Annotated in this window: 21 protein-coding genes; 8 read left to right on the top strand and 13 right to left on the bottom strand. The window is 38.8% G+C overall.

All coding sequences use genetic code 11. The annotated features are described in order from the left end of the window. Positions 1-115 precede the first annotated feature (115 nt). Positions 116-355 carry a hypothetical protein gene (locus tag KTJ10_RS08035; protein WP_086264983.1) on the bottom strand — a complete coding sequence of 80 codons (240 nt, stop codon included), beginning with the start codon at positions 353-355 and terminating at the stop codon, positions 116-118. A 94-nt stretch (positions 356-449) separates the two neighbouring features. Here KTJ10_RS08035 and KTJ10_RS08030 point away from each other — a divergent pair, with 94 nt between their 5' ends. Continuing rightward, positions 450-575 carry a hypothetical protein gene (locus KTJ10_RS08030; protein ID WP_086264984.1) on the top strand — a complete coding sequence of 42 codons (126 nt, stop codon included), beginning with the start codon at positions 450-452 and terminating at the stop codon, positions 573-575. A 190-nt stretch (positions 576-765) separates the two neighbouring features. Here the strand turns inward: KTJ10_RS08030 and rho are convergent, their stop codons facing one another. Both rho and trxA read right to left on the bottom strand, forming a co-directional pair. After that, positions 766-2034 (bottom strand): transcription termination factor Rho, encoded by a 1269-nt coding sequence (gene rho, locus KTJ10_RS08025; RefSeq protein ID WP_002117304.1) that lies wholly within the window; start codon positions 2032-2034, stop codon positions 766-768. A gap of 322 nt (positions 2035-2356) precedes the next feature. Next, complete coding sequence (gene trxA / locus KTJ10_RS08020; protein WP_002054512.1) at positions 2357-2683, bottom strand: thioredoxin; 327 nt, start codon at positions 2681-2683, stop codon at positions 2357-2359. Between the two features lie 276 nt (positions 2684-2959). Here trxA and ppx point away from each other — a divergent pair, with 276 nt between their 5' ends. The 5 genes from ppx to KTJ10_RS07995 are packed head-to-tail and all read left to right on the top strand — an operon-like array spanning position 2960 to position 8059. After that, on the top strand, positions 2960-4480 hold the full coding sequence (gene ppx, locus KTJ10_RS08015; RefSeq protein WP_014208409.1) for an exopolyphosphatase: 1521 nt from the start codon (positions 2960-2962) through the stop codon (positions 4478-4480). Between the two features lie 18 nt (positions 4481-4498). Continuing rightward, positions 4499-5320: an acetyl-CoA carboxylase carboxyltransferase subunit alpha gene (locus KTJ10_RS08010; protein WP_005066304.1), complete on the top strand. Its 822-nt coding sequence runs from the start codon at positions 4499-4501 to the stop codon at positions 5318-5320. After that, positions 5257-6657: a tRNA lysidine(34) synthetase TilS gene (gene tilS / locus KTJ10_RS08005; RefSeq protein WP_262441759.1), complete on the top strand. Its 1401-nt coding sequence runs from the start codon at positions 5257-5259 to the stop codon at positions 6655-6657. The genes KTJ10_RS08010 and tilS overlap by 64 nt, the downstream gene beginning before the upstream one ends. Then, positions 6632-7468, top strand: a complete 837-nt coding sequence (gene proC / locus KTJ10_RS08000) for a pyrroline-5-carboxylate reductase (RefSeq protein WP_005804294.1) — start codon at positions 6632-6634, stop codon at positions 7466-7468. The genes tilS and proC overlap by 26 nt, the downstream gene beginning before the upstream one ends. 21 nt (positions 7469-7489) lie before the next feature. After that, positions 7490-8059, top strand: a complete 570-nt coding sequence (locus tag KTJ10_RS07995) for a YggT family protein (protein WP_000501183.1) — start codon at positions 7490-7492, stop codon at positions 8057-8059. 52 nt (positions 8060-8111) lie between these two features. Here the strand turns inward: KTJ10_RS07995 and polA are convergent, their stop codons facing one another. Further along, positions 8112-10883: a DNA polymerase I gene (gene polA / locus KTJ10_RS07990; RefSeq protein WP_262441757.1), complete on the bottom strand. Its 2772-nt coding sequence runs from the start codon at positions 10881-10883 to the stop codon at positions 8112-8114. A 154-nt stretch (positions 10884-11037) separates the two neighbouring features. Here polA and KTJ10_RS07985 point away from each other — a divergent pair, with 154 nt between their 5' ends. Further along, the gene (locus tag KTJ10_RS07985) at positions 11038-13839 is read left to right on the top strand and encodes a DUF2339 domain-containing protein (protein ID WP_262441756.1); all 2802 of its coding nucleotides are present in this window, start codon (positions 11038-11040) and stop codon (positions 13837-13839) included. On the opposite strand, the gene KTJ10_RS07980 is transcribed toward KTJ10_RS07985, so the two are convergent. Then, positions 13829-14749 (bottom strand): mechanosensitive ion channel family protein, encoded by a 921-nt coding sequence (locus tag KTJ10_RS07980; RefSeq protein ID WP_262441755.1) that lies wholly within the window; start codon positions 14747-14749, stop codon positions 13829-13831. The genes KTJ10_RS07985 and KTJ10_RS07980 overlap by 11 nt on opposite strands. Before the next feature lie 9 nt (positions 14750-14758). Further along, a complete protein-coding gene (locus KTJ10_RS07975) occupies positions 14759-15580 on the bottom strand; it encodes a hypothetical protein (RefSeq protein ID WP_086264989.1) in 822 nt (273 codons plus the stop codon). 96 nt (positions 15581-15676) lie between these two features. Between KTJ10_RS07975 and gspE the strand changes: the two genes are divergently transcribed. Then, entirely contained in the window at positions 15677-17167 is a 1491-nt protein-coding gene (gspE, locus tag KTJ10_RS07970; protein WP_005066314.1) for a type II secretion system ATPase GspE, read from the top strand. Positions 17168-17222: 55 nt separating this feature from the next. On the opposite strand, the gene KTJ10_RS07965 is transcribed toward gspE, so the two are convergent. The 7 genes from KTJ10_RS07965 to KTJ10_RS07935 form a co-directional block, all read right to left on the bottom strand. Next, complete coding sequence (locus tag KTJ10_RS07965; RefSeq protein WP_262441754.1) at positions 17223-17654, bottom strand: organic hydroperoxide resistance protein; 432 nt, start codon at positions 17652-17654, stop codon at positions 17223-17225. A gap of 87 nt (positions 17655-17741) precedes the next feature. Then, on the bottom strand, positions 17742-18179 hold the full coding sequence (locus KTJ10_RS07960) for a MarR family winged helix-turn-helix transcriptional regulator (RefSeq protein ID WP_086264990.1): 438 nt from the start codon (positions 18177-18179) through the stop codon (positions 17742-17744). A 167-nt stretch (positions 18180-18346) separates the two neighbouring features. After that, positions 18347-18721: a DUF4951 domain-containing protein gene (locus tag KTJ10_RS07955; protein WP_005804300.1), complete on the bottom strand. Its 375-nt coding sequence runs from the start codon at positions 18719-18721 to the stop codon at positions 18347-18349. Between the two features lie 14 nt (positions 18722-18735). Then, positions 18736-19560 (bottom strand): carbon-nitrogen hydrolase family protein, encoded by an 825-nt coding sequence (locus KTJ10_RS07950; protein ID WP_032005320.1) that lies wholly within the window; start codon positions 19558-19560, stop codon positions 18736-18738. Positions 19561-19585: 25 nt separating this feature from the next. Continuing rightward, positions 19586-20107: an anti-anti-sigma factor GigB gene (gene gigB / locus KTJ10_RS07945; protein ID WP_002117273.1), complete on the bottom strand. Its 522-nt coding sequence runs from the start codon at positions 20105-20107 to the stop codon at positions 19586-19588. Positions 20108-20209: 102 nt separating this feature from the next. Further along, on the bottom strand, positions 20210-21178 hold the full coding sequence (gene gigA / locus KTJ10_RS07940) for an RsbU family protein phosphatase GigA (RefSeq protein WP_199113601.1): 969 nt from the start codon (positions 21176-21178) through the stop codon (positions 20210-20212). 111 nt (positions 21179-21289) lie between these two features. Beyond that, positions 21290-22168, bottom strand: coding sequence for a VacJ family lipoprotein (locus tag KTJ10_RS07935; RefSeq protein WP_214287833.1), 879 nt, complete (start codon positions 22166-22168; stop codon positions 21290-21292). Between the last annotated feature and the right edge of the window lie 248 nt (positions 22169-22416).

The raw sequence follows: 22416 nt of genomic DNA, 5'->3' as shown, positions 1-22416 counted from the left end.
CTTTACATAATTTTATTGGGCATCAATATAGGGTCGCTTAATCTTAGAAAATCAAACTTTAAACATAAAAAAAGAGGACAAAATGTCCTCTTTTTTATCTAATCTAAATTATAGATTAGTGTGCAGCAGAAGCAGCAACGTCAGAAGCAGCAGCAGCAACGTCAGAAGCAGCAGCAGCAACGTCAGAAGCAGCAGCATCAACAGCTACAGCAGCTTCAGAAGCAGCAGCAGTAGCTTCAGAAGCAGCAGCTACAGCTTCAGAAGCAGCAGCAGGAGCTTCTTCTTTCTTAGAACAACCAACGAAAGCTAAAGTAGCAGCAACAGCAGCAGCAACAGCGAATTTTTTGAATAACATGGCATCACTCTCACAAAAAAGATTTGAGATTAAAAAAACCTAAGTTGGACTGTTTTGCTTTTATTATTCCTAAAACGTAGCTAGGTAACAACGCATGGAGCAGTCTAACTGGTCTGCCGCTATGCTATCACTGCAAATGCTGAAATACTACTGTCGTCTATCAAAAAAACGTGTGAAAAAGAGAAAAACAGACTGTTTTTTAACAGAAAAAAACAATTAATCGGCTCGTGTATATTGGAAAAGGTAGAGGTAAGCTACTAAAAAAACTAAGCTTTTTTATGTAAAAATATTTATTATCAAAAGCTTATAAATAATTTTACATAAAAATAAGCAAAATGTATTTTTGTGTAAAGCTTGTCAACCAAATAAAAAGCCACTCAAAAGAGTGGCTTTTTTGAAGGCTTAATTACTTAAGTTGAAGCTTTACGTTTCATTTGATCAAAGAAATCATCATTTGTTTTGGTTTCTTTCATGCGGTCAAGTAAGAATTCCATTGCTGCCAACTCATCCATAGGGTGAAGTAGCTTACGAAGGATCCATACTTTACGTAATTTATCTTCATCCATTAAACGCTCTTCACGACGTGTGCCAGATTTTTTGATATTCATAGCAGGGAAGACACGTTTTTCAGCAATACGACGATCAAGCGTAATCTCTTGGTTACCTGTACCTTTGAACTCTTCATAAATTACATCATCCATTTTACTGCCTGTTTCAATCAAAGCAGTAGAGATGATCGTAAGTGAGCCGCCTTCTTCGATGTTACGTGCAGCACCGAAGAAACGTTTAGGGCGCTCTAATGCATGAGCATCTACACCACCAGTTAACACTTTGCCTGATGATGGGATTACTGTGTTATAAGCACGTGCAAGACGAGTAATAGAGTCAAGAAGAATCACAACATCTTTTTTATGTTCAACAAGACGTTTTGCTTTTTCAATGACCATTTCTGCAACTTGTACATGGCGAGCTGGTGCTTCATCAAATGTTGAGGCAATAACTTCACCGCGAACAGTACGCTCCATTTCAGTTACTTCTTCTGGACGTTCGTCAATGAGTAGAACAATCAAGAATACTTCTGGATTGTTTCTAACAATCGATTGAGCAATATTTTGAAGTAACATTGTTTTACCCGCTTTCGGCGGTGCAACAATAATAGAACGTTGGCCTTTACCAATTGGCGCAACTAAATCAACGACACGAGCAGTTAAATCTTCTGTCGTACCATTACCTAATTCCATAACCAATTGTTCGGTCGGGAAAAGGGGAGTTAAGTTTTCAAATAAAATTTTATTACGAGAATTTTCTGGCGTGTCGTAGTTAATCTGGTTAACTTTGAGCAACGCAAAATAACGCTCACCTTCTTTTGGAGGGCGAATAGTACCTGTGATGGTATCACCTGTACGCAAGTTAAAGCGTCGGATCTGTGAAGGACTCACATAAATATCATCCGGACCTGCTAAATACGAACCTGCGGCAGAACGCAAAAAACCAAAACCATCAGAGAGAATTTCGAGAACGCCATCACCAAAAATTTCTTCGCCATTCATTGCATGGCGTTTCAAAATGGCAAAGATAATATCTTGCTTTCTGTTACGAGCCATACCTTCCAGGCCCATAAATTCAGCAATTTTAATTAGTTCGCCGATTGGTTTTTTCTTGAGTTCAGTTAAATTCATAAGGGTCAGAATTAGGAAAGAGTAGAGTGTGGTTTAAAAAGGAGAAAAATCGCTCGCATACAAAAAAGATTATCGCAATTGTATTTACACAATAACAATTCAGAAGTCTGATTAATTGTTTCGAAGAAAAATGTGAAAAAACAATTTCTGTTGCCGAGTGGCGATCTTTATGTTTGTGTCTTGTAAGAAGCCAGACGAAGATGATTCCCTTCAGTGCCTCTTGAGCATGCAATATAAGCCAGCCTAGCTAATTTGTCAATTTATAGGCGAAAAAAATACGCTATAAAAAAGTATAGCGTATTTTCTTTTTTAGCATTTTGACTTAAACATTTTCATCAATAAAGCTAACAAGTTTAGAGCGAGGTACAGCACCAATTTGTTGAGCTACAACTTCACCATTTTTGAAAAGTAGTAAAGCAGGAATGTTACGGATGTTGTATTTCACTGCTGTATCTTCGCAAGAAGTCACATCAACTTTAACAATTTTTACTTTACCAGCATATTCACTTGATAGGTCTTCAAGCACAGGCGCGATCGCTTTACAAGGTGCACACCATCCTGCCCAGAAGTCAACAAGTACAGGGGTTTCAGCATCTAAAACATCTGCTTGGAAGTTATCATCAGTTGTATTTACAATAGTCGCAGACATGGTACGGCTCCAATTTTTAGAAAAAAGTGCTATTACAGGAGAAAATTATCTCTATCAGTATTACATAGCTACTTAGTTCAATGTAAGGGTTTGATGCTATTATTCAAGGCTTAACTAAATTTGTCTAATGGATGCTCACGATATCCATCATCGACTTGTACAATCAACTTATAAATAGAAAAATTTAAATGACAGCTAATTGTTGATGAAAATGGCTTTTCAATTGCATTCTTGTGAATTACTCTAGGCGTGAATTGTTATGGGTTTAGTTCAATAATGTCTGATTTTCTGATTGATGAAGAATTACTTGCCGCCATAGATATGGGGTCGAACAGTTTTCACCTTGCAATTGCACGGGTAGATCATGGCGAAGTTAAAAAAGTTGCTTCGATGTCAGAAAAAGTACAGCTTGCAGCTGGTTTAGATGAGAATAAAAACCTAACAGAAGCTGCTCAGCAACGAGGCTTAGCCTGCTTGGCTCGTTTTGTTGGAAGATTAAGTTCTGTTCAACCAAATCGCTTACGAATTGTAGCGACCAATGCTTTGCGTCAGGCAAAAAATGGTCATGAATTTATTCAAAAAGCGGCAGAAATTTTACCTAAACCTATCGAAATTATTGCTGGACGAGAAGAAGCACGCCTGATTTATCTTGGCGTATCGCATACCATGGCAAATGGTGGTCGACGTTTAGTTGTAGATATTGGTGGTGGTTCTACTGAGTTCATTATTGGTGAAGAGTTTGAGCCTATTTATACAGAGTCATTGCAAATGGGATGCGTGGCTTATACAAAAGCTTACTTTGCCGATGGCGAAATCACACAAAAAGCCTTTGATAAAGCAGTAGTTGCTGCCCGTAAAGAACTTTCAGCTATTGCAACAACGTATAAAATGGAAGGTTGGGATACTGTAGTTGGTTCTAGTGGAACGATTAAAGCTTGCCGCCAAATTATGGTAAATATGGGCTTGAGTGATGAACAAGAAAACGTCACTCGAGAAGGCTTATATAAACTCAAAGATAAATTACTTAAGTTTAAAAATATTTCTGAAATTGATTTTGAAGGGTTAAGAGAAGACCGACGAGCAGTTTTGCCAGCCGGATTGGCAATTTTGTACGCAGTTTTCGAAGTTTTAGAAATTGATCGTTTGGCATATTCTGATGGTGCATTACGTGAAGGAGTCATGTATGACCTATTAGGTCGTTTTAAACATGAAGATATCCGTGATCGTAGTGTACAGGCTTTGATGGGGCGTTATAACGCAGATCCAAAACAAGCAGAACGGGTTGTAAATACAGCACAGCAATTATTTGATGGTGTTGCGGAATCTCTTAATTTAACGAGTGAAGACAGTGACTTACTGCGTCGAGCTGCCTATTTGCATGAAATTGGTTTAGCAATTAGTCATGGTGGGTATCACCGTCATGGTGCTTATTTATTGCAGCATTCTGATATTCCGGGCTTCTCACAAATTGATCAAAATCACCTTTCGCATTTAGTCGCTCACCACCGTCGTAAATTGCGAAATGATGTAAAAAATGAAATTTTGAAGGCTGGTGGTAATAAATTACTTTATCTATGTTTATTACTTCGCCTAGCAGTTTTACTCAACCATAGTCGAAGTGATCAGATGCTTCCTGCCATTGAACTGACCATCATAAATGATCAACAATGGCAACTTAGTGTTTCTGGTGATGCCAAACAATGGCCATTGTTAGTTGCCGACTTGCATGATGAGCAAGAGCAGTTTAAGCATTGGGACATTGAATTGAATATTCAGTCGGAAAAATTTATCGATTAAAGGGATAATATTCGACCTATGAAAAAAGCTACTCAGTCCAAAGCGTGGACAACGGTTCAAATTGCACGTCATCCTGATCGTCCGCAGTTTCTAGATTATGTCGGTGAAATCTTTACAGAGTTTGATGCCTTGCATGGTGATCGTTTGTTTGGTGACGATGGTGCGATGGTAGGTGGTCTTGCTCGTTTTGATGGTCAGCCTGTAATGGTTATTGGCCAACACCGTGGTCGTAGTACCCGTGAAAAATTAAAGCACAACTTCGGTATGGCTAACCCAGAAGGTTACCGTAAATCTCAACGCCTATTAGATATGGCTGAGCGCTTTAACCTTCCGGTCTTCACATTTATTGATACTATGGGTGCTTATCCAGGTGTTGGTGCTGAAGAGCGTGGACAAGCTGAAGCAATTGCAACTAGCCTTGCTCAACTTTCAAGTTTGAAAGTTCCTGTTGTTGCAACAGTACTCGGTGAAGGCGGTTCTGGTGGTGCTTTAGGTATTGGTGTTGCTGACCGAGTAATTATGTTGTCGCATAGTATTTATTCTGTGATTTCACCAGAAGGCTGTGCATCTATTTTGTGGAAAACTGCTGAAAAAGCGGCTCAAGCAAGTGAAGCTTTAGGTTTGACAGCAGATAAATTACAATCTCTAGGTATTGTTGAATATGTAGTAGATGAAGGCGAAGGGGCTCATTTAGACCCTGAGCAAGTCATGCAAAACCTAAAAGTAGTTTTGAAGCAAGCTTTGGATGAGTTGCTACCAATGGATGCAAATGAACGATGCGAAGCACGTTATCAACGTTTAATGAAGTTTGGCAGCGAAAATTTAGGCATCGCGTCTTAAAACAGGCTCAAGAGTTTTCAGAAAATAGTACTTTTCTTATTGGATGTAGTGGCGGCATGGATTCAATGCTGCTACTACATTTGATGTCTCAAATTTTCCCTCAAAAGATCCGAGTAATTTACATAGATCATCAACTGCAATCAAAAAGTGCGGGATGGGGGAAACTCGTTGCTAAACAAGCGACTCGTTTAAATATTCCTTATATCATTCAAAAAGTTCAAGTTACTAACGGTAATTTGGAAGCTCAAGCACGTCAGGCGCGTTACCAAGCTTATCTACAACATTTGCAAGCCAATGAAATTTTAGTGCTCGCTCATCATCAGCAAGATCAGGCTGAAACGGTAATATTGCGTTTATTGTCGGGTGCAGGTGTTGATGGGCTTGCTGCTATGCAGTCTATTGATCATCGTGTTGATATGACAATTTGGCGCCCTTTTTTGGATTTAACCCGTGAGCAGATTGCCGAGTGGACTACTCAACTTGAAATTGAGTATGTAGATGATCCTACAAATTACGATATCCATTATGATCGGGCATGGTCGCGTGAAGAGCTTTGGCCCTTCTTACAAAACCGATTTCCAAAAATGCAGCAAGCACTTAGTCGTACTAGTTACTTGATGCAAGATGCTTCTGAAATTTTAGAAGAAGTTTTAAAAGTTGATTTGCAAAATTGTGGTGCGGATGAATGTTTGGATTTAACTCACCTATTAAAACTATCTTCTGCTCGACAGCGTCAATTGCTTTCGGTTTGGATGAAAGGTGATGGGCAATATCGACCTGCATTTGAAATGGTTGAGCGGTTAAAAAATGAAGTAATTGATTCAAAGTCTGATGCACAAGCGGCATTACACTGGAACCAGTTTTACTATGTCCGTTATCAACACCATCTTTATAGATTGAGTCGACAAGTTTTTCTTGCTGAAAAATTAAACCCAGTTGAAACCGAGACAGAACATTATTTTCAACTAGGGGAAATAGTAGATTGCGCTTCAGGAAATTTTCAAATTACTCAAAAAAATATGGGTTTGGCTGCATCTCTATTAAATAAAAAATTAAAAATAATTCGACGCCAAGGCGGTGAAAAGGTCCATTTATATGGTCGTGTTGGGCAATGGCCTTTAAAAAAAGCAATTCAAGAAGCACATATTTTGCCTTGGCTTCGTCATACAATTCAAATATTAGTCATAGATAATGTTATGCTTGGGGTTTTTACACCGAAAGGATTTTGGTTGGCTCAGTCTCCGTATTGTGAGCAAGGAGGATGGCAACCAGATTTAATTTCTTATTCTTGTAATCTGGTAAATGGCGAAGATGGTTATGACAAGTGCAGTAAATAGTAATATCTGTTTTATTGGTGGTGGTAATATGGCCCAAGCTTTGATTGGTGGGCTCATTTCAAGAGGTTTACCACCAACACGTATTACCGTTTCAGATCCTGTTGAGCAAATACGTCAATTATTGCAAGAAAAAGAAGTCCATGTGACACAGGATAATGTAGCTGCAATTAAAAATGCTGATGTCGTTGTACTAGCAGTAAAACCACAAGTTTTGGCGACTGTTTTACGTCCTTTAAAAGGACTGTTATCAGATAAATTGGTTATTTCAATTATTGCTGGTGCTGAAATCCAAACGATATCAAACTTAATTGATAGCAATCGAATTGTTCGAGTTATGCCAAATACGCCAGCTTTAGTTCAGACGGGTGCGCATGGTATCTATGCAAATGATGTAGTAGGTACTTCGGATCGTGAATTAACAAGTCAGATTTTAGCAGCCACAGGCTTAACAATTTGGGTAAACTCCGAAGCTCAAATTGATGCGGTAACAGCGGTTTCTGGCTCAGGTCCTGCATATTTCTTCTATCTCATGGAAAGTATGATCCGTGCGGGTAAAAATTTAGGACTTGATGAAAAAGTTGCAACTGCGTTGACTCTTCAAACGGCATTAGGTGCAGCTCAAATGGCAATTACGAGTTCAAATACTCCTTCTGAACTTCGTAAGAATGTGACATCGCCAAATGGCACAACTCAAGCTGCACTTGAAGTTTTTGACCGTGCACAAATCTCCCAAAATATTCAATCTGCATTGGCTGCTGCACAGAAGCGTAGTCAAGAATTGGCTCAAGAATTGAGTGACAGTGCGAAATAGCTTAAATAGGATAAGACAACTATGGGTGCAAATTCTGCGCTAATTTTTGGAATTTTAATTAATGTCGCGATTTTATTGGTATTTTTCCGTTTTTTAATGCAATTGGCGGCAGTAAGTCCTTATAATCCTGTGGTTTTATCGACCGTAAAGGCGACTAAAATTGTTGATATTTTTGGCCGAATTTTTCCGACGGTCGCAAAAGGCCGATTTAATTTGGCTGCGTTGGTTCTTTTAATTATTTTATATTTGCTGAAAATTTTTGGCGTGATGTATCTTTCCGGTTCTATGCCAAATAGCCCAGTTCACTTAGTAATTCTGACATTTGTGACGATGATTCAGGACCTAATTCGTTTCTGCCGTTATTTAATTTTCGCGACAATTATTTTGAGTTGGGTGGTTATGTTCACTCAATCTCGTTCACCTTATATTGAAGTGATTCAAGATTTAGCTGAACCATTACTCGCGCCATTCCGTCGTTTGTTGCCTAATATGGGAATGATTGACTTATCTCCAATTTTGGCCTTTTTAGCGCTTTATATTGCCGAGATCTTAATGAATGAAGTTGCAAAAGTTCTTTTAACAGGACTTTAAGTTAACGCAATAAAAAAGGGCTGTTAATACAGCCCTTTTTTATTTCTACTAATTAATGGGCATCATCCCAGTTTTGCCCTTGCCCAACTTCAACAACTAAAGGCACAGAAATTTTTACTACAGATTCCATGACAGTCGCGATTTGCTTAGAGAGCTCTTCGGCAATATTTTGATCTGCTTCAAATACTAATTCATCGTGTACTTGAAGAAGTAACTTGGCTTGATCTTTTGGTAAGATTTTATCGACTTCAATCATCGCAAGTTTAATAATATCAGCTGCACTACCTTGTAACGGCGCATTAATTGCAGCACGTTCGGCAGCCTTACGCACCATTACATTTCGTGCATCAATATCTGGTGTATAAAGACGACGGCCTAAAATAGTTTCAACAAAGCCTTGTTCCGATGCTACTTGGCGGGTACGTTGCATGTATTCGTAAATGCCAGGATAGCGCTGGAAGTATTGTTTGATATAGTTCTGTGACTCTTGGCGCGTGAAACCTAACTGACGAATCAAACCAAACTCAGACATACCATACAGTAGACCAAAGTTTACTGCCTTCGCTTGACGACGTTGATCATTGGTCACATCTTCAATTGCAATGCCTAATACTTCTGCAGCAGTACGGCGGTGAACATCTTGTCCGTGCTGGAACGCATGTACTAAAGCATCATCTTGAGAAAAATGAGCCATTAAACGTAATTCAATTTGCGAGTAATCGGCAGCCAATAGTACTCGGCCTTCTGGCGCAATGAATGCTTTACGAATTTGACGTCCAATTTGTCTACGAATTGGAATATTTTGTAAATTAGGATCAGAAGAGGAGAGGCGACCTGTTGCTGTGAGCGCTTGGTGATAACTCGTGTGTACACGATGTGTGTCATTATGAGATTGCTCAACTAGACGATCTGTATAGGTACTTTTTAGCTTTGCTAAACCGCGATGCTCTAGAATAATTTCCGCTAAAGGATGTTCAATTTTTTCTAAAACACTTTCACTAGTGCTGTATTGTCCAGTTGCAGTTTTTTTACCACCTTTGATTCCTAATTTATCAAATAGTATTTCGCCTACTTGTTTAGGAGATGCAATATTAAAATTTTCATCTGCAATTTCCATCGCTTGATTTTCAAGCCCTTCCATTGTCTTTGCAAATTCAACACTTAATTTATCTAAGAATGCGTGATCTAGACGAATACCATCTTCTTCCATACCCGATAAAATACGGGCAACTGGCATTTCGATGTTATATAAAATATTTTCTAGCTCAGGAAATGGCTTAAGTTTGTTTGAAAGCACTTCATACAAACGATAGGTCACATGTGCATCTTCTGCAGCATAGTGAGCAGCAACCTCAATCTCAATTTGATTGAAAGTCTTTTGTTTAGCACCCTTACCAGCAATTTGTTCAAAAGTGGTGGTTAAGTGGCTTAAGTAGACACGAGCTACATCGTCCATGCCGTGACGAGTGGCTGCTGCATTCAATACATAAGATGCAAGCATGCTATCGAAATACCAGCCTTTAAGTTCTATGCCATGATTAGCAAAGATATGGGCATCATATTTAAGGTGATGCCCAATTTTTTTAACATCTTCATTTTCTAGCACAGGCTTAATTTGAGCCAGAATTTGATCACGATCTAGTTGCTGCGGCGCATTTTCATAATTATGCGCTAATGGAACATAGTAGGCATCTTTCGCATCAAATGCGATTGAAAAACCAACCATCTCGGCAATACGGTAATCAAGGCTTGTAGTTTCTGTATCAATAGCAAAATGATCGGCATTTTGCATGCGTTGCAAGAGCTGATCCCATGCTTCTTGGGTTAAAACAGTGTGATAATTTGCAGTTCCAAGCTGGTCATCTTGACTAGTTAAGCTTGCTTGATCTTCAGTTTCTATAGATTCAGCAGGTTTAACTTCATTTTGTACAACAGTTTGTGAAGCTTGTTGTTTATAGCTTGAGCTATTTGGATTGTTTGGATGATCAAGCGACTGTAATTGGTTTCTAAACTCAAGCTCAGTATAAAGATTACGTAGAGCCTCAACATTTGGATCAGTAAGCTTTAACTCATGCCAATCGAGTTCTAAAGGAAGATCACAGACAATGCTAGCTAACTGGTGATCAAGCTTAATATTGTCTAAGTTATCTTTAATATTTTGGCTAAGTTTGCCTTTAAGTTGGTCTGCATTGGCAATAATATTGTCTAAAGTGCCATATTCAGTTAGTAACTTAGCTGCTGTTTTTGCACCTACGCCAGGTACACCCATGATGCCATCAGACGCATCGCCCATAAGGGTTAAGTAATCGATAATTTGATTTGGCCAAACACCAAATTTTTCAAATACCCCATCGGTATCCATTACACGATCTTTAAAGCTATCTTCAAGTTTTACATGATCATTGACGAGCTGAGCCATGTCTTTATCGCCGGTTGAGATAAGTACATGATGGCCTTCGAGTACGGCACGTTTAGCGAGCGTACCGATAATGTCATCTGCCTCTGCACCCGGAAGACTATATAAAGGAATCCCCTGAGCTTTAATCAATGCATGCAAATATGGAATCTGTTGAGATAACTCTTCCGGCATGGTCGGGCGATCACCTTTATAAATAGGTGAAAGCTTGTGGCGGAAAGTTGGCTCAGGCGTATCAAAAATGACGGCCATGTGTGTTGGCTGCATACGGCGCATTAATTTTTGAATGGCAGAAATTGCCCCACGTATTGCATTGGTATGTAACCCTGTAGAGGTCGTCAATGGTGGTAATGCATGATATGCACGAAATAAAAAATAGGACCCATCAACCAAGACAAATGGTGGCATTGAACAATTCCTTAATCTGAATTACGGGTATTTTACGTGAAAACGGCTATGAATGCAGGTTTATGATTTTTGCAGTATTTTGTATGTATAAATATACGCTTGTATTGGCTTGAAGTAAGATGACCTGTAATGAAGATGTCATATTGCTAAGCCCATGTATAAAAAAGACAAACAGGGAATGATCATTGTTTTGATCGCTTTGACTTTGTTTTTAGCCATTTCAATTGGTTTTAAATTTCAGAGTGCCGTTGTTGCTTTATCTATTGCACTTACTGTCATTCTAGTTCAATTACTGTCAAATCTACATGAGCGTTTAACTCATTTAGAACAGCAGTTTTCTCAGCAGAAAACGCCACTTTATTCTATTCACATGCAAAGAACAGTGATTTATGCAGCAGCCTTGGTTGCATTAGTTGCTTATATAAATCATTGGATGTGGATTGCTGGTGGGGCTTTACTGGTTTTATTACTATGTTTGATTCAAACCATCAGTGCATTTCATACTCGACTATTATACCTCGAGTCAGCAAAACAAACTGTTCATGTAGATGAGACCATACAAACAGAAGTTATAAATCCTGTAATAGAACAAGTTAGTTCCAATAATACGGATACGCTAGTCCCAGCTGGAACGGCACCTTTAAATCAAACAGAACAACCAGCCGATGTACAAACCGCATGGTGGCAACCAGCCGTGGATTGGATGATTCATGGCAATCCAATCTTAAGAGTTGCTGTTGCTGTGCTTATGGTTGGGGTGGTGTTGCTATTGCGTTTTGCAAGCGAGCATTGGCAACTTAGTTTGGGTGTCAAACTTGGCTTTATTGCCATTGCTGGAGGTGTGTTAACGGCATTGGGGTATACATTGCAAAAGAAAAATCAGCTTTTTGCTGTGGCATTGCAAGGTGTCGGGCTGGCTGTTGTATTCCTGACACTTGTGTTCTCACATCATTTTGGTGTAATTGCCAACCTAACTACAGCGAGTATTCTGTTTACGATTTTATTAGCTATTACGGTATTCCTGAGCTTAAAACAACAAGCTATTTATTTGGCAATATTAGCACTTGGTATGGCTTATGCGGCTCCTTTAGTTATTCCACAATATCGCCCTGATGTAACCTTCCTATTTAGCTATTACTTAGTAATTAACTTAGCAGTTGCTGCGGTTAATTTTATTCAGCCTTGGAAAATCTTAAATCAAATTGCTTTCTTTGCCACAATGTTTATAGGTGGTAGTGCAATTGCATTTTATGCAGAACCCGCAAAATTTAATACATTAGACTGGATTTTGTGGTGCCATATCGCGCTGTTTATTTGGTTAAGTGTTCGTTATAGCCAAAATATATCTCGGGCATCAGCACATGAAAAACGCGAAAGGATTCGTTTACCACCACTCTTAGATGTTGGTCTTATTTTTAGTGTGCCAGTACTGGGCTTTACCCTCCATGCTTACTTGGTACATGAGTCTACACAAGCATTGACTATCGGTGCAGCTGTTTTGGCGAGCACCTATGCAGTATTAACTTTCTGGATTAAGAAAACTCATCCTCAGCTTTCGGTCCTTGCAAAAAGCTTTTTCATTCTCGCGGTTGCGTTTTTTGCCTTAATTTTCCCGCTTGCAAAAGGAGCACATTGGACAGCAATTGGTTGGGTAGCTCAAGGTACGGCTTTAATTGTTTGGGGTGTAACTGAGCGCTACCGTTTAAGCCGATATATTGGTGTAGTTTTAGTTTTACTCAGCTCTATTGCGCTATTTTATCAGGTGTGGGCAAATGAAGAGTTCCCAACCCTAAGCACAAGCATCTATGCAATTGCTCAATTTATTTCTGCCTTTTATTTATTACAATACAACAGTAAAGAGCAACGCTATTTTAGTGCAAGCATGTTTAGTGGCATTTTCTTGTGTTTAGGAATGTATGCGGGTGCTGTAGCTGGTGTAGAAATAATGGCATGGCATCATCATGCTTTGAGTCCATATTTGATGTTCGCCGTAGTTCTAATAGCAATATTTAGTGCAGTTGTTCACTATAAACTTCGTGTGCAATGGCAAAGTTTGCAGTTAATTTTAATTAGCCTGTTACTGTTGTTAGTTTTGGGTGATGCGTTTGCGAGTCAAGTGTTTACTTTATTCAAATGGGTAGACTCATTACAACAAGCTACTTTCCTAGTCGCTACCATTATTCTAAGTGCCTTATTTATTATGGCTCAACCGCGGTCGAGTCAGTCTGGATACTTAAACGTCTGGGCTGGTTTAAGCTGGTTGGCGTTAGCAGTAGTTGGTTTGGCGATCTTTCCACAAATGCCAGTTGTTGCTCTGGCGTTTGTTCCTGTGGTTTATTCGCTTTGGGCGTATAAGGCTCAAAAAACTACATTGTTACATCAAATTCCGGTTTGGTGTTTAAGCTTAATTTGGTTGCTAGTTGTGAGCATTGATCGCCACTCTGCTGAGTATCTTTATTTAGTTCCTTTATTTAACTTAACTGATTTTCTTTCTATTGTAGTATTTGCAGGTCTGCTCTTTATTATTTATCAACATGCTTTTGATCAAGATAAATCACTGGAGTGGACTTTTAAAATTACAACAATTTTAGCTGGGTTGTTGGTATTCAGTAGTGTGGTCGTTAGGGGCTTACATCATTACTGGGGAACACCACTATGGAGCTTAGCAATTTGGACGAATGGTGAAGTGCAGTTAAGTTTGACATTGCTTTGGGTAATCTTGGCATTCATTTTAACTACATTCTCTAGCCGAAAAATGATTCGTCAATTATGGTTTGTAGGTGCTGCACTTTTAGGAATCGTGGTATTAAAGCTGATTCTGCTTGATCTCTCGCAAAGTGCGACATTAACTCGGGTCATCTCATTTATTGGCGCGGGTGGGGTAATGTTGATTATTGCTTATCTTGCGCCATTACCACCGTCTTCTGTACAGAAGAATCAAGAGCCTAAGCTTTAGGCTCTCGTTTTAATTCTTTTTGATTACTGTATTGATCGATATCATCTTCTTCAGCAAAACCAGTAGATGGTCGATCAATTAGTCCCATTTTAGGAACAGGAATTTCGATCTGATTGTCTAAAAATCCATTTCGAATTCGTTCTTGCATCTCATCCCGAACTTTTAAAGAGTTTTCTTGTCGACACCACATTGCAAATAAAAGTTCAATCGATGATTCCCTGAATGCGGTAACCGTAACTGCGGGTTTTGGATCATCCAATACGAGTGGATAATGGGCTGCCACATCGAGTAGAACTTCACGTACTTTAATAATATCTTCGTGAAAGTTGATTGCGAGTGTAATTGGAATACGCCGTATAGGATATTTAGATAAGTTGTGTACAGGCGCACGAATAAGTTGTTCATTCGGCAAACGAATATAGACATTGTCGAGTGTAAGTAACTTGACTGAGAGCAAATCAATTGAAATGACTTCGCCTTCAATGGTATTACCACGAATGAGAGTAATCTGGATCGTATCGCCGACTTCAAATGAACCTTCACCAATCAAAAATAAACCACTAATCAAGTTGCTGGCAGATGTTTGCGATGCAAAACCGAGTGCTACAGTTAAAATACCTGCTGCACCGAGGAATACACTAAGTTTGAACCCTGCTTCTTTCAAACTTGTCATAATGAAGAGTAGGAAAATAAAATAAAAAATACCACGGCGCCATACAAGGCGTTGGTGAGCATTAAAACGTGAGCCAATGGTTCTAATAAATGTATTTGAAATAATACGAGCAAGTACAAATCCAATAAAACACAGCACAACAGCGACTAAAATTTCGCTAATACGTTCGGTATTGATATTGGTAAATATACTTGTGAGGCTATCAGCGATATCTTTTGGAATATTTGAATCAGCCATATAAACCTCTTAAAAGAATGAATCAAACATATTGAATAATGCTCCACCAGGTGAACGTGGTGGGTGAACATAGGTCACTTCACCTGCAAGAGGTGGCGTACGGTTTTCAATACGAATGCGTGCGGGACGGTCAGAGCCTTCATAATAAACTTTAATTTGAGAGGTCCATAAACGACCAGTACTTTCACTATAAAAAAGAGGAAGAGCGGTAACTGGCACATTCATACGATCAAAGCGTAATTGATGATTACTTGTGTTGTGAAAGTCGATTGGAGTAACAGCACGGAAAGCACGTGGTGTTAATAGATTCAAATCAGTACGTCCATCCACGGAAGTGGCATAACAGATTTCACCTTGCTGTGCATTAGGACCAAACCACGTATCTTTAGGCTGAATCACAGGAATCTCAAACAAAGGTTCATGCTGACTTTCAACTAAGCCTGCAATCCATAATGGTGTGCTTATATATAGAGTCCCACGTTGACCTGCTGGAATGTAAATAGGATCAACAGGTTTAATGACCACAGAACGATCTGCCAGACGTGGCATCAGTAAAAATTCTGGGTTGGTCTTTCGAAACATGTATCGTTCTACTTGAACATTATGTGGAAAGGCAAAATGTGGATCGGCAATTGGGTGCCAATCTTGCTCATTATCATCTTGGAGAGACGGACGATAATATTCGATGCGCCATTCTTTTATGCCACGTGTTAAACGAAAGAGCATTGAACCGAATTGCCATGCTTTGGACTGGTTAATTTCAAAGTGCTGTTCACCCCACCATTTTAAAGAATTCTGGGGGTGAGGCTGATATTCATTATTTTCAAACAAGACGCAAAATTCCTCTACCGAGTTGTTAAACAGACTTCACGCTGTAATCTGCTTAGAGTACACTCAAAATCCTCTTACTCATCATTATAAATTGTGATGCAAATATTGAAACAAATACAAGTTCCATATAGTTTTGCCAAGCGTCATGGTGTTTTATTTCGTTATGACGGTGATCAGGTATTTATTATTAGACGTCAAAACACTGAAAAAATTGCATTGCAGGAAGCAAGACGCATCTTGGGTAAGCCAGCTCATTATCAATTATGTACTGAACAAGAATTTAATACGCTCTTAAGTACGAGTTATGCAGGTGATACAGGGGAGTCACAACAAGTTGCGGCTGGTTTAGAAGATCATCCGGATTTATTGAGTTTGGCCGATCAGGTTCCTGAAACAGAAGACTTGATGGACCAAGAAGATGACGCGCCTATTGTGCGTCTGATCAATGCACTTCTCTCTGAGGCAATTCGAGTAGGCGCTTCTGATATTCATATTGAAGCTTTTGAAAAAAAATTATCTGTACGATTACGTGTAGATGGACAATTACGTGAGATTGTACAACCACGCCGTGAGTTGGCGCCTTTACTAGTTTCGCGTATTAAAGTTATGGCGAAGCTTGATATTGCTGAAAAACGTGTACCACAAGATGGACGTATTTCTTTACGTCTTGCTGGCCGGGAAGTGGATGTGCGTGTTTCAACTTTGCCATCGTCACATGGTGAAAGGGTCGTTATGCGTTTGCTTGATAAACAAGCGGGCCGTCTCAACATGACTCACTTGGGTTTAATGGCTAATGACTATGAGCGTTTAACTCAGTTAGTGCATCGTCCCCATGGTATTATTTTGGTCACAGGGCCTACAGGTTCGGGGAAAACGACCACCTTATACGCAGCCTTGTCTGATCTAAATGACAATACTCGTAATATCTTAACTGCTGAAGATCCAATCGAATATCAACTCGAAGGCATTGGGCAAACCCAAGTGAATACCAAAGTGGATATGACATTTGCTCGTGCTTTAAAAGCAATGTTACGTCAAGATCCTGATGTGGTGATGGTGGGGGAGATTCGTGATCTGGAAACTGCTGAAATTGCAGTTCAAGCATCTTTAACAGGTCATTTGGTTTTATCGACACTACATACCAATACCGCTATTGGTGCGGTTACTCGACTTAAAGATATGGGAATTGAGCCCTTCTTATTATCAAGCTCTTTAATTGGGGTGATTGCTCAACGCTTAGTTCGTACTTTATGTCCACATTGTATGACATGGCGTGAAGCTGATACTTTTGAAAAACAGGTTTTTCAACATATTAATAATGAACCGTTGCTGCAGTTACCTGAAGCCAAAGGGTGTGATCATTGTTCACATTTAGGTTTTAATGGACGTACAGCGATTTATGAAATCGTACCAGTTGATGAACCTATGCGCCGTCTAATTCATGGTAACGCAGCTGAATATGAATTAGAAAATCATGCTCGTGAGTATTCAGGTTCTATTCGTGATGATGGTTTGCGCAAAGTACTTACAGGTAAAACTACACTCGAAGAAGTGCTTCGTGTAACCAATGAGGCAAGTGAAGCATAATATGTAAGATAAAAAATGCCCGATTTGATTCGGGCATTTTTTTTAATATTAAAACTTATTTAGTCACAATATTAAAGGTTACATCAATATTGTTGCGAGTTGCATTTGAATATGGGCAAACAATATGAGCTGCTGCAACTAACTTTTCAGCTTCTTCACGGTCCATACCCACTAAGTAAACATTTAAAGTCGCTTCGATGCTAAAACCTGTAGGAATTGGTCCAATACCTACTTCACCCTCTACATAAGCATCTTTACTAATGTTAAATTTATCGCGGTTTGCAACGAATTTTAAAGCACCTAAAAAGCATGCTGAATAACCAGCTGCAAATAACTGCTCTGGATTTGTTACAGCACCACCAGCGCCACCCATTTCTTTAGGTACACCAAGTTGTACATCTAATACGCCGTCTGATGAAGTCGCACGGCCATCACGACCACCAGTTGCTTTAGCTTTTGCACGATAAACAACTTTTTCTAATGACATCGTTTTATTCCTAAATTAAATTGAATACAAATATATCGTACACGACTTAATTATTTTGACAAGTATATTTTTTGAAAAAATTGCTGTTTATTTGACTAAGTTTGTACGAAGTTTAGTAAGTTGGTCTTTAAGACCTATTAGCGTTGTCATATCACATGAACTTGCTTCTAATACACCTGCTGGAATATCCATTGCTTGATCTTTTAATTTTTTCCCTTCATCACTCAGTGTAATAATCACTTGTCTCTCATCTTGAGTTGAACGGGTACGACGAAGTAAATGCAGAGCTTCTAACTTTTTCAAGATAGGTGTGAGAGTAGATGATTCTAAAAAAAGTTTAGCTCCAATTTCTGAAACAGTTACTTCATCTTGCTCCCACAACACTAACATAACTAAATATTGGGGATAGGTGATACCCAAAGGCGCTAGTAGTTTTCTGTAGAGCTGATTAAGCGCTAAATTTGTTGAATAAATGAGGAAACATAATTGATTCTCAAGCTTTAAGTTTTGACAGTCTTGGTCCATATATTCCTCAAAAGAAAATGATATTACTTTTGTAGTATATCGCTTTCTATTCCGTTTCTTAAATGTTCATAAGAATAGGTTATGAATAAAGTAAATTAAGGGACATAAAAAATGGAATAATTACTTCAACTATTCCATAAGATAAAAATATTCTAGGTGAAAGTGTTTCACCACAAATCTGCAATCTTTTTCATTAAACGCGCACGATACTTCGCGGTAGGATTATTTGCATTGCGTTGCTGCTCTTGTTCATAAAAATCTTGCCATGCAGTAATCATTTCAAGCGTTGTTCCTTGTTTTTTAATCACAGAAACATCTGCTGGCTGAATATTTTCTAAACGTTGTCTAGCACCTTCTGCGCCTGTACCCCAGCCAATAATTCTTTGGCCAAAAGCGGGCAAGGGGATATTTTTAGGAGTTGCTGGAAGAATATCTGAGTTGAGCTGTGCAGCAGGCGAAACAAAATGGTTTGTTGTACCAAACTCTGCATAACAATGAATATTTGCCCCCAAGCAAAAAATGCTAAATAAGTATTTCCACATGAATAATTAAACTTTTAATAATGAATCAATTTACGGTGAGTCATCAGAGGCATTGAAGAGCGGACGAGTTCTTGTGCTGTTAAATCAAAGGGTACAGTGATTAAACCACTCCCTTCATATCCAATCATACTTAAAATTTGGCCACGACTATCTGTTGCCCCAGAGTGTCCCCAGGTTTGTCGTTTTTCACCATGCCAGCCCTGTTGTGCTGCGCCTAAAACATAACATTGGCTATCCATTGCCCGAGCTTGTAGCAAAAGCTGCCAGTGCATTTGTCCAGTTGTATAAGTAAATGCAGCAGGAGCAGTAAGAAGATGAGCGCCTTGTTGTCTCAGAGTTAGAGCAAGCTCTGGAAAACGTAAGTCATAACATACCATTAAGCCAATATTGCCAAAAGGGGTAGATGTGACTACTACGTCTGTTCCAGGTTCAAAGAAACGAGACTCTTGATAACCACCGACAGCATCACCCACTTGTACATCAAATAAATGGATCTTGTCATAACGTGCTTCTGTACGCTCAGGGCTAATACAAAGACTAACCGTCCGGACTCTACCATCTTGAATGGTAGATCCATCTGGACGAAATGGGCATGGCAAGGTACCGGCCACAATCCAGATTTGATATTGATGTGCTAGTTTCTCAAGCCGTTGTTGAATAGACTCAAATTGCTCAGCTGTTTCGCGTTGTTTTCCAGCTGCAAAACATACAAAGTTTTCAGGGAAAACAATCAGGCTAGCATTTTGCGCCTTACTTTGTTGAATCAACGACTCAATGACTTGAAAATTATTTTCAATATCATCTTGCGAGTTCATTTGAGCAACAGAAATAAGGGTCATATTTTAATCCGGCTTAATATTAAAGTCAGGCATTTTGCTTATCTGATACCTGTTCAAGCGTATCTTGTTCTTTCTGTAACTGCTTCACAAGTGGCTCAAACATATTCTGGTTGTTTGCATTGAGTTTCATCAATGTCTTATGTGCATCCAGAACTGTTCTTAGCATTGCATTATGAGTGATCTGTTCATCAGTTAACGTTAATGTGCAAACGTTAGGATCGCCACAGTAATTCAAAATGACAAAAACCTGCCCTAGCCCCATACTGTTGGCTAAGGTTGTGATATCTGGATTGGTAGATAGCATCACAGCTTGAATATGATGAGTTTGTTTAAGCTTTAAACCTAGCTTAGCCAGGATACCTAACACCGTACTATCAATAAATGTTGTTTGGGTTAAATCAACGATTGCACCAACAACATTCTCTTGCTGTTCAATTCTGTTTAAAAGTTTGTCTAGACTTATACAAGAATGGGCTCGCACTTCACCAATAAGTTTGAAAATATGCGTTCCATTTAAACTTGCATATTCAACATGACCTGTTGACATATAAATGCCATTTTCAGAGAAGGATAGAAAAATTATCACATAGTGCCATCACAGACTCAAGAGTCCTTAAGTCGTATATTGTGTAATTAATTGATTCGTAAATTAATTCATTCGACAAAGACTGAAGATGGCAATGTCATCAGCCACATGATCGGGTGCTTGGAATGATTGATTTTGCAAATGATGAACCAATTGTTGGAACTGATCATTTAAGCCGCCATCAAAAGGTTCAAGGGCCCCATCTGAGCAAACAATGAAGCGTGCTTGGTGGTTTAATGTACAAACATGCTCTTCAACTTCGAGTTCATCAGTCAAGCCTAATGGGAAGCTACTTGTTGTTAGAATTTTGGGAGCTTGATTAGGTTCAAAAATGATAGGAGGAGGGTAGTGTCCGGCACTTGACCAGCGAAGCGTATGTGTTTCAAGGTTTAAAATACCAACTACAATTGTAATGTGTTTTTCAATATTTTCTTGAACCAACATTCCATTTAATTTTTTTATTAATTGTCTTGGTGTTTTAGAGCGACCATGGAAAGCTGCCATCCAAGATGTTAATAAGCTGCTAGTTACACCATGTCCTGAAACATCGGCAAGATAGAATAAAACTTCCTTATCATTTAATTTCCAGTAGTCATACCAATCACCAGAAAGATAAGCTGAAGGCTGAAAGAAAGTTTCAACTTCATAATTTAATAAATCAATTGGATTAGGCAATAGTCTTTTTTGTAGTTCAGCAGCTGAAGGTAAATCACGACTATCTTGGTTGCGTTTATATTGAGCATCGATTCTTGATAATGCTTTATTTAAATCATTAGGTAGTTGATTCCATACCCAACCTGCAAGAGCACCCGCTTCCCAAGCTTGAGCTAAAGCGCTACCTTCATGTTCAAAAGCAATGACAATCGTTGGTAAATTCCATTTATATGTAAGGAAATCTTGTACATCTGCTATTGCAATGATGGTTGGATCATATAAATCTAAATCATCTATGTTAATGACTTGTAAGCCTGGCAGTTTATCCAAAGCTTGCTCTAAATAAGGGATAGAGCGTGTCGGTTTAATAAAATACATAGAAGAGATGGTAGTCCTTTTATATGATCACTTTATTCATCATAGAGTATGTATGATCAAAATCAAGGTATTGCCGAACTCTTAATCCAAGCAATACCTTGATTTCATCTTTTAAGGGTTTTGATTGTCATCTGGCGTGTCTTCTGAATCATCATCAATGAAAGATACATCAGCTGAGTCGCCCTTTTTCTCTGCAATTTGGAATGCTTTACGTTGGAGATATAAGTCTCGAATCATGGCGTATTGATCACCTTGTAAGGTCTGATCTAGATCCAGATATTGAGCGCGCGTATCAACCGCTTGTAACATATTACTTGACCAATAAAGACCATCTTGATCATCCATAACATATTTCTGTGGACGTGCTTGGGCATCTACTGCTAAACCAAAACCATCACGTAAGGTACTTGGACCGAAAAAAGGCAACATCAGGAATGGGCCAGAAGGAACACCATAGTAACCGAGAGTTACACCAAAATTCTCTTCTTCCGTCGGTAAACCTAAACGGCTGGCAGGATCAGCTAAACCAAGCGTTGTTAACGTATTAATTGTAAATCGACCTAGGGTTTTTGCCGCACGACCAGGGCGGCCTTGAATAAGTTGGTTAACAGCATTCCAAGGTTCTCCAAGATTTTTACGGAATTGACGATAAGAACCACGTACATCTTCTGGAGTTTTTTCTCTATATTGCACAGCAACTGGGCGTAAAAAATTTCGGTCCAACATGTCGTTAAATGAGTAAATTGGACGATTTAATGACTGTAATGGGTCTTTTACAGGATCTGGTTGTGCCGCATTCGCATTAACTTTTAAATCTTTAACTTTAATATTTTTTAAATCTTTAATAATTTGTGAGCGCGTATGGGTCGTTGCTGTTTCTTCTAGTGAGCTAGCATCAGAAGATTCACTTATAGTATTTTCTTGAGCATATAGAGAAGTGCAAACACCTACAGATAATACGCTTAGTAAAATTAAATTAGAATAATTCATATAATTCCTTAACCGCCAGCCAGGCTAATACTTAAATGTGCAGTTGGGTGGAGATATGTTTTAATACAAAATTGATAACCTATTATCAATGTAAAATTGATCAAATAATATAGATAAAATGCTAAAAAGCTTAAAAAGTATTCAGTTGGAGGTGTTGAGTTAAAAAAAGGGTTGCAAAGGGAATGTAATGGTCTATAATGCACATCCATCGGCGGTGATGCAGATAGAAACTTGTTGAAAAACAGTTA

This window comes from Acinetobacter sp. WU_MDCI_Abxc222, from assembly GCF_025514755.1.
Lineage (GTDB): Bacteria > Pseudomonadota > Gammaproteobacteria > Pseudomonadales > Moraxellaceae > Acinetobacter > Acinetobacter geminorum.
Note: the sequence above shows the minus strand (reverse complement) of the source record. Positions and strands in the feature narration are given on the sequence as shown.

Excerpts from the sequence above, each read along its gene's own strand:
- proC (WP_005804294.1), top strand. The coding sequence starts at position 6,632 with ATGGTTATGACAAGTGCAGTAAATAGTAATATCTGTTTTATTGGTGGT.
- KTJ10_RS07955 (WP_005804300.1), bottom strand. The coding sequence starts at position 18,721 with ATGTGGAAATACTTATTTAGCATTTTTTGCTTGGGGGCAAATATTCAT.
- KTJ10_RS07985 (WP_262441756.1), top strand. The coding sequence starts at position 11,038 with ATGTATAAAAAAGACAAACAGGGAATGATCATTGTTTTGATCGCTTTG.
- KTJ10_RS08010 (WP_005066304.1), top strand. The coding sequence starts at position 4,499 with ATGAAAAAAGCTACTCAGTCCAAAGCGTGGACAACGGTTCAAATTGCA.
- gigB (WP_002117273.1), bottom strand. The coding sequence starts at position 20,107 with ATGTCAACAGGTCATGTTGAATATGCAAGTTTAAATGGAACGCATATT.
- gigA (WP_199113601.1), bottom strand. The coding sequence starts at position 21,178 with ATGTATTTTATTAAACCGACACGCTCTATCCCTTATTTAGAGCAAGCT.
- KTJ10_RS07995 (WP_000501183.1), top strand. The coding sequence starts at position 7,490 with ATGGGTGCAAATTCTGCGCTAATTTTTGGAATTTTAATTAATGTCGCG.
- polA (WP_262441757.1), bottom strand. The coding sequence starts at position 10,883 with ATGCCACCATTTGTCTTGGTTGATGGGTCCTATTTTTTATTTCGTGCA.
- rho (WP_002117304.1), bottom strand. The coding sequence starts at position 2,034 with ATGAATTTAACTGAACTCAAGAAAAAACCAATCGGCGAACTAATTAAA.
- KTJ10_RS07935 (WP_214287833.1), bottom strand. The coding sequence starts at position 22,168 with ATGAATTATTCTAATTTAATTTTACTAAGCGTATTATCTGTAGGTGTT.
- ppx (WP_014208409.1), top strand. The coding sequence starts at position 2,960 with ATGTCTGATTTTCTGATTGATGAAGAATTACTTGCCGCCATAGATATG.
- KTJ10_RS08030 (WP_086264984.1), top strand. The coding sequence starts at position 450 with ATGGAGCAGTCTAACTGGTCTGCCGCTATGCTATCACTGCAAATGCTG.
- KTJ10_RS08035 (WP_086264983.1), bottom strand. The coding sequence starts at position 355 with ATGTTATTCAAAAAATTCGCTGTTGCTGCTGCTGTTGCTGCTACTTTA.
- KTJ10_RS07960 (WP_086264990.1), bottom strand. The coding sequence starts at position 18,179 with ATGGACCAAGACTGTCAAAACTTAAAGCTTGAGAATCAATTATGTTTC.
- tilS (WP_262441759.1), top strand. The coding sequence starts at position 5,257 with ATGCGAAGCACGTTATCAACGTTTAATGAAGTTTGGCAGCGAAAATTT.
- trxA (WP_002054512.1), bottom strand. The coding sequence starts at position 2,683 with ATGTCTGCGACTATTGTAAATACAACTGATGATAACTTCCAAGCAGAT.
- KTJ10_RS07980 (WP_262441755.1), bottom strand. The coding sequence starts at position 14,749 with ATGGCTGATTCAAATATTCCAAAAGATATCGCTGATAGCCTCACAAGT.
- KTJ10_RS07965 (WP_262441754.1), bottom strand. The coding sequence starts at position 17,654 with ATGTCATTAGAAAAAGTTGTTTATCGTGCAAAAGCTAAAGCAACTGGT.
- gspE (WP_005066314.1), top strand. The coding sequence starts at position 15,677 with ATGCAAATATTGAAACAAATACAAGTTCCATATAGTTTTGCCAAGCGT.
- KTJ10_RS07950 (WP_032005320.1), bottom strand. The coding sequence starts at position 19,560 with ATGACCCTTATTTCTGTTGCTCAAATGAACTCGCAAGATGATATTGAA.